This window comes from Paludibaculum fermentans (assembly GCF_051172195.1).
GTDB classification, from domain to species: Bacteria; Acidobacteriota; Terriglobia; order Bryobacterales; family Bryobacteraceae; genus Paludibaculum; species Paludibaculum fermentans_A.
The window spans coordinates 3,635,712-3,651,148 of record NZ_JBPJAQ010000001.1 but is presented as its reverse complement, the minus strand read 5'-3'; the positions used below and the strand labels follow the sequence as shown (position 1 = coordinate 3,651,148).

The 15,437-nt window shown below is 63.1% G+C and carries 10 protein-coding genes; 6 read left to right on the top strand and 4 right to left on the bottom strand.

The features are described from left to right. Positions 1-84: 84 nt before the first annotated feature. Positions 85-1,419: a hypothetical protein gene (locus tag ACR9Y2_RS14850; RefSeq protein WP_435042149.1), complete on the bottom strand. Its 1,335-nt coding sequence runs from the start codon at positions 1,417-1,419 to the stop codon at positions 85-87. Between the two features lie 392 nt (positions 1,420-1,811). Here ACR9Y2_RS14850 and ACR9Y2_RS14845 point away from each other — a divergent pair, with 392 nt between their 5' ends. The 3 genes from ACR9Y2_RS14845 (at position 1,812) to ACR9Y2_RS14835 (ending at position 8,398) form a co-directional block, all read left to right on the top strand. Next, complete coding sequence (locus ACR9Y2_RS14845; protein ID WP_435042148.1) at positions 1,812-5,321, top strand: carboxypeptidase-like regulatory domain-containing protein; 3,510 nt, start codon at positions 1,812-1,814, stop codon at positions 5,319-5,321. A gap of 119 nt (positions 5,322-5,440) precedes the next feature. Then, positions 5,441-7,201 (top strand): CRTAC1 family protein, encoded by a 1,761-nt coding sequence (locus tag ACR9Y2_RS14840; RefSeq protein WP_435042147.1) that lies wholly within the window; start codon positions 5,441-5,443, stop codon positions 7,199-7,201. Positions 7,202-7,204: 3 nt separating this feature from the next. Beyond that, entirely contained in the window at positions 7,205-8,398 is a 1,194-nt protein-coding gene (locus tag ACR9Y2_RS14835) for a tetratricopeptide repeat protein (RefSeq protein WP_435042145.1), read from the top strand. Positions 8,399-8,410: 12 nt separating this feature from the next. On the opposite strand, the gene araD1 is transcribed toward ACR9Y2_RS14835, so the two are convergent. Genes araD1 through ACR9Y2_RS14820 form a run of 3 tightly spaced genes read right to left on the bottom strand, consistent with a single transcriptional unit; the run spans position 8,411 to position 12,322 of the window. Continuing rightward, a complete protein-coding gene (gene araD1 / locus ACR9Y2_RS14830; protein WP_435044866.1) occupies positions 8,411-9,403 on the bottom strand; it encodes an AraD1 family protein in 993 nt (330 codons plus the stop codon). A gap of 2 nt (positions 9,404-9,405) precedes the next feature. Next, positions 9,406-10,623: an MFS transporter gene (locus tag ACR9Y2_RS14825; protein ID WP_435042144.1), complete on the bottom strand. Its 1,218-nt coding sequence runs from the start codon at positions 10,621-10,623 to the stop codon at positions 9,406-9,408. A gap of 25 nt (positions 10,624-10,648) precedes the next feature. Continuing rightward, entirely contained in the window at positions 10,649-12,322 is a 1,674-nt protein-coding gene (locus ACR9Y2_RS14820) for a GH39 family glycosyl hydrolase (RefSeq protein ID WP_435042143.1), read from the bottom strand. Positions 12,323-12,522: 200 nt separating this feature from the next. Between ACR9Y2_RS14820 and ACR9Y2_RS14815 the strand changes: the two genes are divergently transcribed. From ACR9Y2_RS14815 to ACR9Y2_RS14805, 3 genes are read left to right on the top strand one after another with little or no spacing between them, the layout of a single operon-like run. After that, positions 12,523-13,359 carry a hypothetical protein gene (locus ACR9Y2_RS14815; protein WP_435042142.1) on the top strand — a complete coding sequence of 279 codons (837 nt, stop codon included), beginning with the start codon at positions 12,523-12,525 and terminating at the stop codon, positions 13,357-13,359. Next, the gene (locus ACR9Y2_RS14810; protein WP_435042141.1) at positions 13,360-14,262 is read left to right on the top strand and encodes a DUF4129 domain-containing protein; all 903 of its coding nucleotides are present in this window, start codon (positions 13,360-13,362) and stop codon (positions 14,260-14,262) included. Further along, positions 14,247-15,437, top strand: a complete 1,191-nt coding sequence (locus tag ACR9Y2_RS14805; protein WP_435042140.1) for a DUF4350 domain-containing protein — start codon at positions 14,247-14,249, stop codon at positions 15,435-15,437. The genes ACR9Y2_RS14810 and ACR9Y2_RS14805 overlap by 16 nt, the downstream gene beginning before the upstream one ends.

Below are 15,437 nucleotides of genomic sequence, written 5' to 3'. Positions count from 1 at the left end.
TACGGGGAGGATCAGGATGCCTGTCAGGTTGAGAGCCGCCGGCCGCCCCTCTCGGCCCAGGGAACCGGAGGCGAATCTAGGAAGCTAAAGGATGCTGGGCCGCCGCCAAGCCACCACTTCCACATTGTGCGGGGCGCCGGAGACCACCCGCACCTTGAGCAGCACCTCGAAGTAAGGAAACTTATCGCCGGGCCTCACGTGCAGTCTCTCCGCCAGCAGTTTGTTCAGGCCGCCGCCCATGCAGAACTCACCGGCCGCTTCGGTTGCCTCCATCATCAACCCATCCAGCAGCAGGACATCGCCCGTCCGGGCCGTGTTCGGCACAAACCCGACGGTCGCATAGCTCTCTGTCGGGGTGTTGGGCGGAACCATAGTGGAGTAGTTCGCGTCTTCCCCAGCCTGCGGATTTACATTCACGAAGCCGAATCGCCAATCTGGACCAATGTGTTTAAGGCGGAAGTTCAGGTCCTGCTCAAACAACTCCACCCAGGGCACTCCGCGCTTGCTACCAATGATAATGAAGTTACCTGCCGCAAAATCCCGGACGCCCATGTGCCGCGAGTAACGCACGGTAACCCTGCCACCGAGTTGCTTTCCGATCACTCGGACGCGGCTGGCAATCGTGGCGTCCGCCAGGCTGGTGTGCTGTCGCGTGGACATGTCCCGCAGTATGGCCTTCAGCCGTTCATCCTTTTCGGACTCGATCAGCTTGCGCAAACCACCCTTTGTATACTCATCCAGCGTTAAGGCGCTGCGGAGGGTGTCCTGCAGGAGGGCGAAACTGCTGTCGGCGATCACGACGGTGGTCAGCTCACCCGGGCTGAACAGCCGGCTCCAAAGTGGACCACTGGAGTCCACATTCGCCAGGGCCAGTGCTGCCCCATCCTTGTGAATGGATGCCCGTCCCAGCAGAAACGCAGCTACCGTGAGCACGGCCACGGGTAGAGCCACCTGAATCAAGCGCGGAATCCACACGTTCCCACGCGCCGCGGGTGCTGTCTCGACAGCCGGCATGGTCTCGGGATTCACTGTCTTTACTTCGGGTTCCGGCCGGAGCTCGAAGTGCGGTACGCGGCTGCCCTTGGGTACGGTCAGCACCTGGGGTTCATTGTGCCCTTCGGCGGCGAAATACTCCTCCAATTTCTGCCGAAGGTGCCGGATCTGAACCCGTACAATATTGTCCGTTTGAGTGTCGTAATCCTGCCGCCGGCCGAGAACCTGGCAGCCGATTTCCTGCTCGGTGATCTCGAGTTCCGGCGCAGTCAGGGTTCGTTTGACGAGATACAGGAGCAGGTCACGCAGTTGGGAAGCTTTGGCGAAGCCCTTGCTGCTGGCCACCCTGAGGGTGAGCTCCCAGCGTCCATCCGTTGCGAGTTGTTTTTCGTTGACCGTTACGAGCGTGGGGTGACTTTCGTTCATACTCGGCCAACTGCGTTACTTTTTCCTGTTCACTAGTGAACGGTCGAGTGAATTCACTGGGACTTACCTTGATCGCCTAGAACACTAGTCCGACAATATTAATCAAGTTCACCGACCGGTAGTATATCAAAGCATGGATGAACTGGCGCGCCGGAATCCCGCGTGATCCCACCGGTGTATGCGCCGCAAGGAGTCCAGGTCAAGAGGGAACTGCACGGCCGTCGTCCGCATCCACAAACCGGGATAGACCGGTCCTGATCGGACGTCCCAGGCGAACACCAGGTGAATCCCGGTCCCACGTGAGCGGGCCGTCCCCAGCCAGGTGATCTCTCCGCCTGCAGCCAACCCAGTTAAACGTCTCGCTAGTAGTCATATTGTTGGGAGGTTCATGAATGAGATTGCATCGTTCTGCGATCCGCATCGCAACAGCGTTCCTGTTGATTTCCATACTGTGTTTTAGCGCCTTTGCCCAAAGCTATCGCGGCCGCGTCCAAGGCGTAGTGACCGATCAGACCCAGGCTGTCATCGCCGGCGCCAGCGTCAGCCTCTTGAATGTCGCCACCGGCGTCAAGGCGACGCGCAAAACCAGCGATACAGGCCTTTATCTCTTCGATCTAGTAGATCCTGGCACTTACACCATCTCTGTCGAGGCCGCTGGCTTCGGCAAGTACAGCCAGGAAAACATTACCGTCCAGATGCGTGGTGACGTCACTGTCGACGCCAGCCTGAAACCCGGCGCCGTCCAGGAAAGCATCACCGTTTCCGAGACTCCCGTGGCGGTGCAGTTCAACTCCAGTAATAAGGACTTCACACTGGACTCCAAGTTGACCGCGGACATCCCCCGAATCGATCGCAATCCGTTCAAGTTGACCCTCCTTGCCCCTTCGGCCGTTAACACACGCGGTGAGATGGCCCCCTATCACTCGTGGGCCGCGAACAGCGTTGATCTCGGCGGCGGCACCAACCTGAAGAACGACCTTCAGGTGGACGGCAGCCCCATCGGCATGGGCCAGAAGAATAGCTACCCCCCGAACACGGACGCCGTCCAGGAAGTTGTCGTCTCGCAGAACAGCGTCGACGCCGAATCCGGTCACAGCGCCGGCGGACTGATCTCCATGACGTTGAAGTCGGGCACCAACGAGTATCACGGCACCGGTTTCTACCTGGGCCGTTACCCCTGGCTCAATGCGGAAGCAGACCGCACCCGTTTCACCAAGAACGCCACCCGCCAGCACATGCTGGGCGGCACGCTCGGCAACGCGATCATAAAGAACAAGTTGTTCAACTTCTTCTCGCTGGAATACTGGAAAGTCGGCTACCCCAGCAGCTACACCACCACCGTTCCGACGGTCCTGGAACGCGGCGGCGACTTCTCGAAGTCACTCAATATTGATGGCGGCCTCCGTGCCATCTACGATCCGTACACGACGAAACTCGACTCGGCCGGTGTTGCCTCCCGCACCCCGTTTGCCGGCAATATCATCCCCAAGAGCCGCTTCGATCCGCTGGCCTCCAGCCTGATGGGCAACTTCTGGGATCCCAACAGCGGTGGCGATAACATCACTGGCGTCAACAACTTCAAGGCCGGCTACGTCGAGAACTACACGTATTACAACTACTCCGACCGCGTCGACTACAACATCAACGATAGGTGGAAGGTTTACGGGCGCTTTGGCCGTTATCACACGGATGACCTCTCCCCCAACGCCACCCCGAATCAGTCCCAACTCTATACGCCCACTGGCACGTTGAGGGCCGCCCACCAGCTCTCCGGCGACGCCATCTGGACAGCCACCCCCACCACCGTGGTCAACTTCCACGGCGACTGGCACAAGGTCATCGACGCCTACGTCTCCACGAGCATGGGCTCGGAAGGCTGGGGCAAACTCTGGCCCGGCAATAGCTGGTACAAGACTTACCAGGACGCCTCCCCCGGCGTGCCCGTCTACTTCCCCGGCATGAACATCGGCGGCAACGGCTTCGGCGGCCGCGGTTTTTATTGGGATCAGCGTCCCGAAGGCCAGGCCTACAGCGCCAAGATCGCCCAGCAGCGCGGCTCTCATTATTTAAAGGCCGGCGTGGAAACCCGCCGCGGCTATGGCGTGTCGTTCGTGGGCAACACCTCGAACTTCTACTTCCCGGCCAGCGTCACGGCCGAGACGTTCAACAACCCGGACACCAAGCACAACGGTATCGGCTTCGCCACGTTCCTGCTCGGCTCCCTGGACGGTTCTTCGCAGATGATCGGCGGCCCCGCCCCCGATCCGCATGTCCAGTTCTGGGGCATGTACTTCCAGGACGACTGGAAGGTCAACCGCCGCCTCACCGTCAACCTCGGCCTCCGCAATGAGTACGAGTCTGCCTGGTCCGATCCGAACCACTTCATGTCCCAGGGCCTGGACATGTCGGCCCCGGTGCCCGAAATGGTAGCCAGCCCGGCCGCCATGCCCTCCTCCGCCCTCACCCTGGTAGGGAACAACTACTACCAGAACAAAGGCCAATGGCTCTGGACCTCCAGCGATCATCCCGGCATGTGGGATGCACCGAAGCTCGCCCTCGCACCTCGCGCCGGCGCCGCCATCAAGATCGACGACCTTACCGTCCTTCGCATCGGCTACGCCCGCTATGTCATCCCGACGGAAATGAATCTCAGCCAGGCTCCCGTGTCGGGCTTTGAAACGGTCAGCTTCCTCGAGCCGCCTTACTTCGGCGTCAAGGGCTACCAGAATACCACCGGCCTGCTGGAGGGCATTCCGCAGCAGACGATCTCCAATCCTTACCCGTCCGGCAACCCCCTGCTGCCGATCAACGGCAAAGCCTACGGCACCAACCTGGGCCGCGGCGGCACGTCGCTGTTGTGGTATCCGCGCAAGTTCGAAAAGGCCTACAACGACCGCATCAACGTCAACTTCCAGCGCCAGATGCCTGGCCAGGTGATGGCTTCGGTCACTTACTTCCTGAACCTGGGCAACCAGCACTACACCAAGGCCCTCAACAATTGGGATCCCCGCATTCAGGTCGCCCAGCAGGGCGCGATCAACGTGAATGTGGACAACCCGTTCTACAATTACCTGACGCCTACGCTGTTCCCCGGTTCGCTGCGCAACCAGAAGACGGTGTCCCTGTCGTCACTGCTGGCTCCTTACCCGCAGTACGGCGGGCTCTACGAAGTGGGCACCCGCGGCGCGGCCGAGCGTTATCACTCCCTCGAGTTGAAAGCGCAGAAGGCCTATAGCCATGGCTATCACTTCCTGTTCGCCTATGTGTTCATTCATGAAAAGACCCAACAGCTCTTCAATGAACTCGACACCTTCACGAACAACCTCACCTATCAGAACAGCAACCAGCCGCGTCACCGCGTGACGATGGCCGGCAGCTACGACCTGCCGTTCGGCAAGGGCAAGCCCTTCCTGAGCGAGAGCAAGGTTGGCAACTTCATCGCGGGCGGCTGGAAGCTCACGGGCATCTCCACCTACTCCACCGGCGCCATCCTCCGCTTCGGCAAAATGAACTACAACGGCAGCGAAGTGACGATTTCCAATCCTTCGCCCGGCAAGTGGTTCAACACGTCGGCCTTCTCCGCGATTCCTTCGGGCACCTACGTGATCCGCGCGAATCCGCTGCAGTTCGACAACCTCACCGGTCCCGCGTACTACATGTTGGACGCCACCCTCACCAAGGACGTCAACATCACAGAGCGCGTCCGTGTGCAGCTCAAGATGGCCGCCTATAACGCGATCAATCGCCTGAACCGCGGCAACCCGAACATGGATGTCACCAGTTCGCAGTTTGGACAGGCTCTGTACCAGGGAACTCCCTCGGCACAGTTCGGACCCCAGACGCAGGAACTCGGCAACGTGTCCGGCCGCCAGGTGGAAGTCGGCCTGAAGATCATCTTCTAGCCTCCTCACGCCAAGTCCATTGGCCCCCTGTCCCGCGCGGGGTGTCGAAGACAATCTTCGGCACTCCGCGCGGGTTTTCTTGCTCACGACCGATATACTGAACACTGTCAGCACCAGTCATGGCTTCATTCACCCGCCGGGCCGCCCTGAGCCTGCTCTCGCTGTCCGCCTCCAATGTACGAGCCCAGATCCAGGGCATGGCCTCCCGTGGCGTCAAAGCCTCACCGCGCCGCAAACCCTCCGGCCTCCCGTTCCATGCCCGTTTCACCGATGTCGCCGCCCAGGCCGGGCTCACCCACATCACCGTCGCCGGCCATCGCGACCGTGCCGACTACATCGTCGAAGTCATGAGCGCCGGCTGCGCCTTCCTGGACTACGACAATGACGGCTGGTTGGACATCCTCGTCCTCTGCGGCTCCCGGACCTCCGACCCGCCGCCCAACGCCTCAAACCGCCTGTACAGGAACAACCGCGACGGCACGTTCACCGACGTCACTGAGAAAGCCGGCCTTCTCCGCACCGGCTATGCCCAGGGCATCACGGTCGGCGACTACAACAACGATGGCTTCGAGGACCTCTTCGTCACCTACTACGGCCAGAACGTGCTCTACCGGAATAACGGCAACGGCACCTTTACGGATGTGACGAAGGAAGCCGGGCTGCTCAGTCCCCTACCCCGTTTTGGTTCCGGCTGCGCCTTTGTCGACTACAACCGCGACGGCCATCTCGATCTGTTCGTCGCCAACTACCTCGAGTTCGACATGAAGACCGTGCCGCGCCCCACCGACACGGGCGCCTGCAACTACCTGAATGTCCCGGTGAACTGCGGCCCTCGCGGCCTGCCCTACGGCCATCACCTGCTCTACCGCAACAACGGCAACGGCACCTTCACCGACGTCACCGCGGAGGCCGGCATCTCCAAAGTGGCCGGCGGCTTCGGCCTCACGGTGGTCGCCGCCGACTTCGACAACGACGGCTGGCCCGACATCTACGTCGCCTGCGACTCCACCCCCAGCCTGCTGTTCCGCAACAACCACGACGGCACCTTCAGCGAGCAGGGTCTCGACTGTGGAGCCGCCCTCAGCGACGACGGCATGGAACAGGCCGGCATGGGCCTCGGCATCGGCGATTTCAACCTCGACGGCCATCTGGACATCCTCAAGATGCACTTCCGGGAAGATACCCCCGCGCTCTATCAGAACGACGGCAAGGGCAACTTCCGCGACGTCACCCTGAAGGCCGGCCTCGGTGTCGAGACCCAGTATGTGAGTTGGGGCACGGGCCTCGTCGACCTCGACAACGACGGCTTGCCCGACATCTTCTGGGTGACGGGAAGCATCTACCCCGAGGTGGAAAAGAAGTTCCCGAACGTGCCGCTGAAGACACCGCGCGTCCTCTTCCGCAATCTCGGCCAGGGGCAGTTCGAAGAGCTGTTCGCAGAGACCGGCCCCGGAGTCGCCGCCGCCCACGCCAGCCGCGGCTGTGCCTTCGGAGACTTCGACAACGACGGAGACATGGACATCCTGATCGTCAATCAGAACGAGCCCCCCTCCCTGCTCCGCAACGATGTCACCGGCGGCCACCACTGGTTGAAACTGAAACTGACAGGCGTGAAGTCTAATCGCAGCGCCATCGGAGCCCGCGTCACGGCCCGCTATGGGGGCAAGCTCCAGGTGCAGGAAGTCCTCAGCCAGTCGTCCTACCTCTCCGTGAGCGACACCCGTCTGCACTTCGGACTGGGCCCGGCGCAAACCGTGGACCTCGAAATCCGCTGGCCGCTCGGCCTCATCGAGAAACTCGCCGCCGTGCCCTGCGACCAGTTGATCCACGTCACCGAGGGCGCCGGCATCACACGCTCACAGAAGTTCAGACAGGATTGATCCATGTCGAAACTGCTCCCACTGCTGGCCCTCTCCGCCCTGCTCTTCGCGCAGCGGCAGCCGCTGGACCAGGCCTGGAACCTGATTGCCAAAGGGGACCGCGCCGGAGCCGCCCGCGTCCTTGAAACGATCCTCAAAGCGGCCCCGGCCAACGCCGACGCTCATCTGATGCTCGGCAGCCTGCTGTCCGAGGAGGGCCAAGCCGCTGAGGCGCTCGCCCACCTCCGCCAGGGCGTGAAACTCCGGCCCCAATCCGCTGAAGCCCATCACGCGCTGGGCGAGGCGCTGAAGAATTCCGGCCAGCCCGAACCCGCCCGCATCGAATTTCAACAGGCAGTCACCCTCAACCCCAACTTCGTCCAGGCCCGCATCGACCTCGGCCTCGTCCTGCTGGAGGCCAACGACTTCAAGACCGCCGCCCTCCACCTCGACAAGGCGATCCTGCTGTTGGGCCGCAAGCCCGATTCCGCCTTCCCGCGCTACCTGCGCGCCAAGATCCACGCCGAAAACACCGAGACACAGAAAGCCGCCGCCCTGCTCCAGGACGCGGTCACCCTCCAACCGCAGTTCGCTGAGGCCTGGTCTGACCTGGGCCAGGCCCGCAAGACGCTGCTGGATGAACCCGGCGCCCTCGCCGCCTTCGAAAAGTCCGTAGCCATCGATCCTGAAAACGCCATCGCTCAACTCCGCCTCGGCTCCGAGTACCTGCGGCAGGGCCGTCCCCACGATGCAGTCGTGCACCTGCAGGCGGCCGACCGCCTGAAGCCCAACGATCAGGCCACGTTGAACAGCCTGCAACTGGCACTGCGCCAGGACGGGCAGGTCGAAGAAGCCCGGCGCGTCAAGCAGCGCCTGACTGAGGTGCTGCACGCCATCGACAAGGAGAGCCAGAACGCCTTCAACGCGCTGCGGCTCAACAATGAAGGCGCTGAATTGGAGAAGGCCGGCAAGCTCGCAGAGGCCGCGGCCAAGTACCAGGCCGCCATGGAACTCGATCCCGCCCACGTCGGCATTCGAGTCAACTACGCAGTGGCCTCACTCCGCCTGGGCCGCTGGGCCGAGGGGCTCAGCCAACTGCGCGAAGCCCTGAAACGGGCCCCCGGCGATCCCAAAATCACAGCCGCTTTGAACGACGCCCTCGAACAGGCGCCCGTAGAGCACGGCGGCAAAGGCAGATCGAAAACGGTCAAACCGTAGCAGCCCGGACCGTCAACATGGCACCACCGCCACCAGCGCATCCACGGCACGATCCAGCTGAATCGGATTCCGCAGCGGCCGCCCAAACCCATCAAACTGAACCTGCATCACATCGCCCTCGGCCAGCTCCAGCCCGCCGCCAAAGCTGAACGCATCCGCGCCGAAGTAATGGACATGCACGTCCCCCGGCCGGCGGTGCTGATCATACTTGAAGTGATGGTGCTCCAGATTGGCCAGTGTGTGCGACATCCGCGCCTCGCCCGACCCGATGTCGTGCTTCCACAGGACCTCTGCGCCGCGCAGGATCGAAACCTGGCCCTGCACTGCGCCGAACTCCGCGTCCACCACCAGCTCCGGCCCAATCGAACAGGTCCGCAGTTTCGACGAAGCCAGGTACAGGTAGTTGCGCCGCTCGTGCTTGTGGTCGGAGAACTCATTCCCCATCGTCAGTCCCAGCCGCCGCGGCACGCCGTGCGCATCGATCAGGTAGACCCCGGCGATCTCAGGCTCTTCGCCGCCATCCTCGCCAAACCGGGGCACCAGCAGCGGCTCGTTGTGCGCTTTCAGAATCGTTCCGTTGCCTTTGTAGAACCACTCCGGAGCCACGCCAACCTGTCCGGGCTCAGGCCGTCCGCCCTCCTCACCCCACAGATACATGCGCATGCTGTCGGTGAGCTGCGCCGTGCCGGCATGCATCGCATCCCGCCGGCTCGCGCTCGCCAGGTGCGTCAGACCAGTCCCTGAAACCAGGCAGCGTGCCGGCTCAGTGGGATGATCGCCGGCCGGCAGCAGCCGCCACTCCGAGCGTCCCTCGTACACGGCGTCATAGTCCTCGGTCCTGCCGGAAACGCTCTCCTCGACCAATGCCGCGAGCCTGATCCCACGCTCGATCGCGGCTTGCGCCAGGTCATAGACGGAAGCATACGCCCGCAACACCTGCAGCCGGCCGCCATCCACCAGCGCGGTGCGCCGCACACCACCCGCCTCCAGTTGCACCAGTCGAATCCTCATGCAATCACCTCCAACGGCTGAACACGCCGTACACTCAGCAGGATAATCAGGAACGCGACAATGTGAAACGTACTCACCAGGCCCAGCACGAAGCCGTAGCCAAAACCGTGGTCCAGCAGCGAACCCGCTGCCAGGTTGAACACCACGCCGCCCATCGACCCGCCGAAGCCAACCAGTCCGGCCACCGAACCAACCGCGCCCCGTGGAAACAAATCCGCCGGCAGGATCATCATGATCGTCGACCAGGACTGCTGCCCGAAGAACGCGACGCTGAACAACGCAATGGCCATCTCCACCGGCGAACTGCTCACCAGCGCCACAATCGGCATCAACGCCGCACTCAGGCCCAGCGCCAGCTTGCGCGAGAAGTTCAAAGACTTGCCCGCCTTCAACAGCCGGCTGGAGAACCAGCCCCCCGTCAGGCTGCCCGCACCCGCCAGTGCGTACGGGATCCAGGCGTAGTAACCCACGCTCTTGGTATCGAAGCCACGCACGTCGTAGAGGTACTTCGGCAGCCAGAACAGGTAGAAATACCAGGCCGCGTCGCTGATGAACTTGGCCAGCACCAGCCCCCAGGTCTCGCGGAAGGTCAAAAGCCTCAGCCAGGGGATCTGCGGCTCCACCACGCCCGCGCGGACCGCCGCCGCCGGTGTGTAGTCGCGCAGCCACCACAGCGTCCAGAGCAGCCCCAGGATGCTGGTGAGAAAGAATACCCAGCGCCACGACGTCGCACCCAGTATGGCCGCAATCGTCGGCGGAGCCACCATCGCGCCCACGGCCGTACCTGCATTGATGACGCCCATCGCCGTCGAACGCTGCCCCACCGGGAACCGCTCGGCGATCGCCTTCGTGGCGGCCGGAAATCCGCCGCCTTCCCCCAGTCCCAGCAGGAACCGGCTCACTGCCAGAGACCGGAACCCTGTCGCAAAGCCATGGCTCGCGCAGGCCAGCGACCACATCGTCATGATCCACACAAAGCCGCGCCGCGTTCCCAATACATCAATCAGCTTGCCGCCGCCCGCATACATTGCGGCATAAGCCACCAGGAACGCGGCCTGCAATTGCGAGAATTGCGTGTTCGAGATCGGGATGTCCCGCTGGATGGCCGCAATGGCCACCGGCAGCGTCTGACGGTCCAGATAACTGATGGCGATCGCCACCGCAATCAGCAGGGCGATCCGCCACAGGTTCGGTTGGATAGGGGCCTCCTTCACCGGTCAACAGAAAACAACCGCGGCGCTACCATGTGAGGCGGATCAGCGAGACACCATGCAGCGGCAGGGAAAATTCCACCCGTGCCTTGCCGGCCTGCGCCTGGATCCACTTCGGCGACTCCAGAAGCTGCAACTGCCCTGACCGCTCCAACTGCGTGTACTGCTGCGGAGTCGGCTGCTGCGGAGAGCCCATCTTCTTCCAGACCTCAAACGCATTACTGAACTCGCCGTCCACCCGGTAGTGCTGTACTTGAATCCGGCCGCCCGGCAGCCCCGCGATGCCCAGGTCGATCTGCGCCGCGGGCCCCGGCTTCTCGGAATCGTGATAGTTCGAAACCATCACCGTCACTGAGTTCGTGTCCCGGCTGGCAAAAGCGTGCACATCGGGCGTGGTTTTCACGCCGCCGGCCAGCATCGAATCCAGCGAGGCCGCCGCCCCATTCGTCACAGCCACGCGCTGCCCGGTCATCATACCCAGCATGCGGAAGACGTTCAACACCGGCTTATCAATGCCGTTCGTCGCCAGGTCGCGGAACCCATCGAAGTAAGGCTGGTCTTCAAACTCGAAGGCCCAGGTCACGGCGCCCAGCAGATTCACACCGTGCCTGGCAGCCAGTTCCAGATGACGCGGCATCACAGTGGCCGTGTAGCTCGAATACATCACACCGTTCCGGTACGCGTTGTTCGCATATACGCGCGAAGAACACGCCGCACAACCCTCCGGATCCGACTCGCCGATCACAATCGGCTTGCCCTTTAGTTCGGGGAACGAAGCGACGATCTCGAAGCCCTTGTCCAGATCTCGCAGTTGATTCTCGATCCCCATCACCACCCGGCCTTCCACAAACTTGGGGCTGCCCTTGGCATGAAAGCTCACGAAGTCCAGCGGCGAACCCACCTTGCCCGTGACATAATTCCTGCCGCTGACCACATGCGTCAGATAGTCCCGCATCCACTTGTACGCCTGCGCATTGCCCGGTCCGGTGGAATCCGCGCCGCCGATCTTCGCGCTGGGCAGCGCCCGTTTCACCGCATCGGCCGAGTAATCGTAGAGCTTGTGATACTCCTCCGGCGTGCCCTTCCAATACGGGATGTTCGGCTCGTTCCAAACCTCCCACAGCCACGTCTCCACCTCGGCCTTTCCATACTTCTCCACCGAGTGCCGGACCCATTGGTACACCAGCTCCGCCCACTTCGCGTAGTCCTTCGGCGGATAGGCCCAGCCCAGGTAGATATCGTTGTAGTTATCGCCCGGCTTCCAGTTGTGCTTGTACGGCTCCGGCTTCGTGGAAAGCGCCTGCGGCATGAACCCGATCTGGACCAGCGGCTTCATGCCACGCTCCAGATAGGTGCCGATGATGCGGTCGACAATCGTCCAGTCGTAGATGGGCTTGCCGTTCGCGTCCTCTGTATACGCGTTGGTGGAGCCCCACTTCAACGCAGCCACGCCATCACCCGTCACCAGCAGGCTGTGCGCGCGGACATAAACCGGAACCGAACTGGCGGCCGCGAACTCCGACAGTAGTTTCCTGCCGTCCTTCATATAGGTGTAGTTCGGCTCGTCATAGCCGAGGAAGCTCCACACGGGCTTCAGCGGCCCCGTGGGTTTGCCGGCGTCCACCTGGATCGCAATGCTCTGGCCGTAGGCCAACGATAGAAACACACAGCCGGATAGCAGGAGCGGGCTACGCAACGTCATGGATGAAGCCTCCAGGCAGGCTCCAGGCCTGCTCGAACGTCCGGATCATATCAGCTGCAAGCGGCTCAAGTCTCCAGCCAGACCCTCAGTGATGGCGCCGCCGCTGCCGCATTTCGCCGCCGGCCGCACCCGTCTGCTATCATTGCGGGCTTAAAGGATATTTCCTGACGCTTTTGGGGTTTATTGTGAACGGATTAGAATTGCGGCCGCTTTCTCTGGGGGAGATTCTGGACCGGACCTTCTCCCTCTATCGCCGGCACTTTCTGCTGTTTGCCGGAATCTCGTCCATCCCCAGCGCCATCGTCCTCGCCTTTGAGGTGGCCCGATTAGTGCTGATACCGGATCCCTTCACCGGCGGCGCTGCGGTAGCACGATCGCCCGCGGCAATCGGACTCTGGGGCCTCATGGCCTTCGTCGCCTACATCCTGTCCACCATGTCGTATACAGTCGCCCTGGCCGGCATTGTCTGTGCAGTGGCGGACCTCCAACTCGGCCGCGCCGCCACGATGCTGCAGTCAATCCGGCACGTACTCTCCGAGTTCTGGAGCATCATCGGCAACGTGTGGCTCAGCGGAGTCGCCGTCATGCTGGGCATACTCTTCTTCATATTTCCAGGCGTCTATTTCGCCTGCCGCCTGCTGGTTTGCCTGCCGGCCGGCATCGTGGAGAAACGCGGCCCCGGTGACTCCATCACCCGCAGCAGGGCCCTCACCCAGGACTTCGCCGGCCGCGGCTTCCTCATCCTGCTGCTGTACGGCGTCATCACCTATAGCCTCTGGATCGGCATGGCCGTTCTCATCGCCGCCGGTCCCGGCCTGCTCACCAAGGATCCTGCCAGCCTGCGCCTGAGCACCATCTTCCTGCAGTTGGGCGGCTTCGCCATCGCGGCCATCGCAACACCCATCCTTGGGATTTCCGCCTCCATCTTCTATTTCGATCTCCGGGTACGCAAGGAGGCCTTCGATCTTCAATTCATGATGAACCCAGACAGCGAACGCTTTACACCCTCCGATCGCGGCCTGTCGCTGTTGCCCTGAATGCGCAAGTGGTCCCACCTCTGGCTGCTGCTCGCCGTCACGGCATTGCCCGCGCAGCAGTCGCCCGCCAACCTCGCCGCCGAACTGCGGCATTGGAGCACCGCCGTGGAACAGGGCTCCGCCGCCCCAGCCGCCACCCTGCCCGCGGAATGGGTGGTTGATGTCTCAGGCGAGACCTTCACCTTCTCCACCGCACCACTGAAAGCCCATCTCCAGTCCGGCTCGAAGAAAGAGCAGCGCGCCGGCATCAGCGCCTGGCTGGATTTCCTCGCCGACTCCCTCGACTCCGGCACGGCCGCCGCTCCCGATCCTTCTGCCGCCGCCAAACTGAAACGCATCCTGGCCCGCCCGGAATTCCGTCCGCCCCAGCCGCCCAACCAGTGGGACCTCTTCTGGAAAGAGTTCGGACGGTGGGTGGAAGCGCTGCTCGAAAGGCTCTTCGGCTTCACCGGCCAGCATCCCGGCAGCATCCAGGCCTTTCTTTGGCTCCTGCTCATCGGCGCCAGCGGAACACTCGTCTACCTTCTGATGCGCTCGTGGCGCCAGGAGACACGCACCAGCCCGCTATCACCCGGCAGGCCGCCCGACCCGTCCCTCAACTCGGCTGCCTGGCTCGCCGCCGCGCAAGCCACCCGCCGCCAAGGCGACGTAGCCGGCTCCATTCAGTGCTGCTACTGGGCCGGAGTCACCCATCTGCAGGAGGCCGGCCTGCTGCCGCCCCACTTTTCACATACGCCGCGCGAACACCTGCGGCTGCTGGCTGGCAGACAGGAAGTCAAGGCCGCCCTCGGCATCCTCTGCACCCGCCTGGAGCGCTGCTGGTATGCCCGCGCCGTCCCCGACGATCAGGACCTGGCCACCTGCTTCGGCGCCCTGAAGGATCTCGGATGCCCAGTCGACTAAGCCGCACCGACCGCCGCCTGCTCATCGCCTGCGGCACGCTCGCATTTCTCTCCGTCGTCGCCATGTCGTTTCTGGAGCAGCCTGAGTCGGAAGGCCGCGGCGCGCTGCCGTCCACCTATTCAACACTGCCCGGCGGTGCACAGGCCGCCTACCTGCTTCTGCAGGATCTCGGCCATCGCGTCGAACGTAGGGAGGAGCCGCTGGAACGCCTCCAGCCGCCCGGCGAAGGCTCAGTCCTCATCCTGGCGGAACCAACGGAATCGCCCACCGCGGCCGATCGCGCCGCCCTGGCACGGTTCCTCCAGACCGGCGGACGCGTCCTGTTCTGCGGACACGGCGCGGAAGGGTTTCTGCCCGGCGCGCCCAACACCAGGCAGGATTGGTCCATGGCGCCCCGTTCCTTCCCTTCCGCCTGGACAGGCCGCTACACCCGGCAGGCGCCCAACATTGAGCTGGAGCGGCGGGCCAAACTCGAAGCCAAGGACAAGCCGGTCGCCATCCTCTACGGAACTCCGCAGGCCCCCGTAGCCGTGGCATGGCGCGTCGGCAGAGGCGAGATCGTCTGGTGGGCCTCAGCCACTCCGCTCACCAACGACGGCCTCCTGAAAGCCTCCAATCTGCGCGTCTTTCTCAACGCGGTTTCCACCTCGGACGAAGGCGGCCGGCCGCGCATCTACTGGGATGAGCACTTCCACGGCCAGCACGGCTCGCTCTGGAGCTATATCGAACGCAGCCCGGCCCGCTGGGTGCTATGGCAATGCGCCCTCGCCGCCTTCATCGCCCTGCTCGCCTTCAGCCGCCGCTCCGGCCCTATCGTCCAGCCCGCTGTCGAATCCAGGCTTTCGCCGCTTGAGTTTGTCGACACCCTGGGCGCCTTGTACGAGCGCGCGGGCGCCGCATCGCTGGCAGTCGGTGCCGCCCATCGCCAACTACGCCTCCAACTCACCCGGCGTCTCGCCCTGCCCGGCAACATTGAGGATGCCCGCCTGGCCGAAGCCGCCGGCCAGCGCCTGGGCTGGCATCAGGCGGATCTGGCCGCCGCACTGCGGCATGCCTCGGAAATGCGGCACATCCAGCACCTCGCCCCCCGCGAAGCACTGGCCCTCGTCCAGCAATTGGAAGACTACAGCCGCCGCCTCAGCGCTCGTACGAAACTTACTTTGGAGACCCGATAG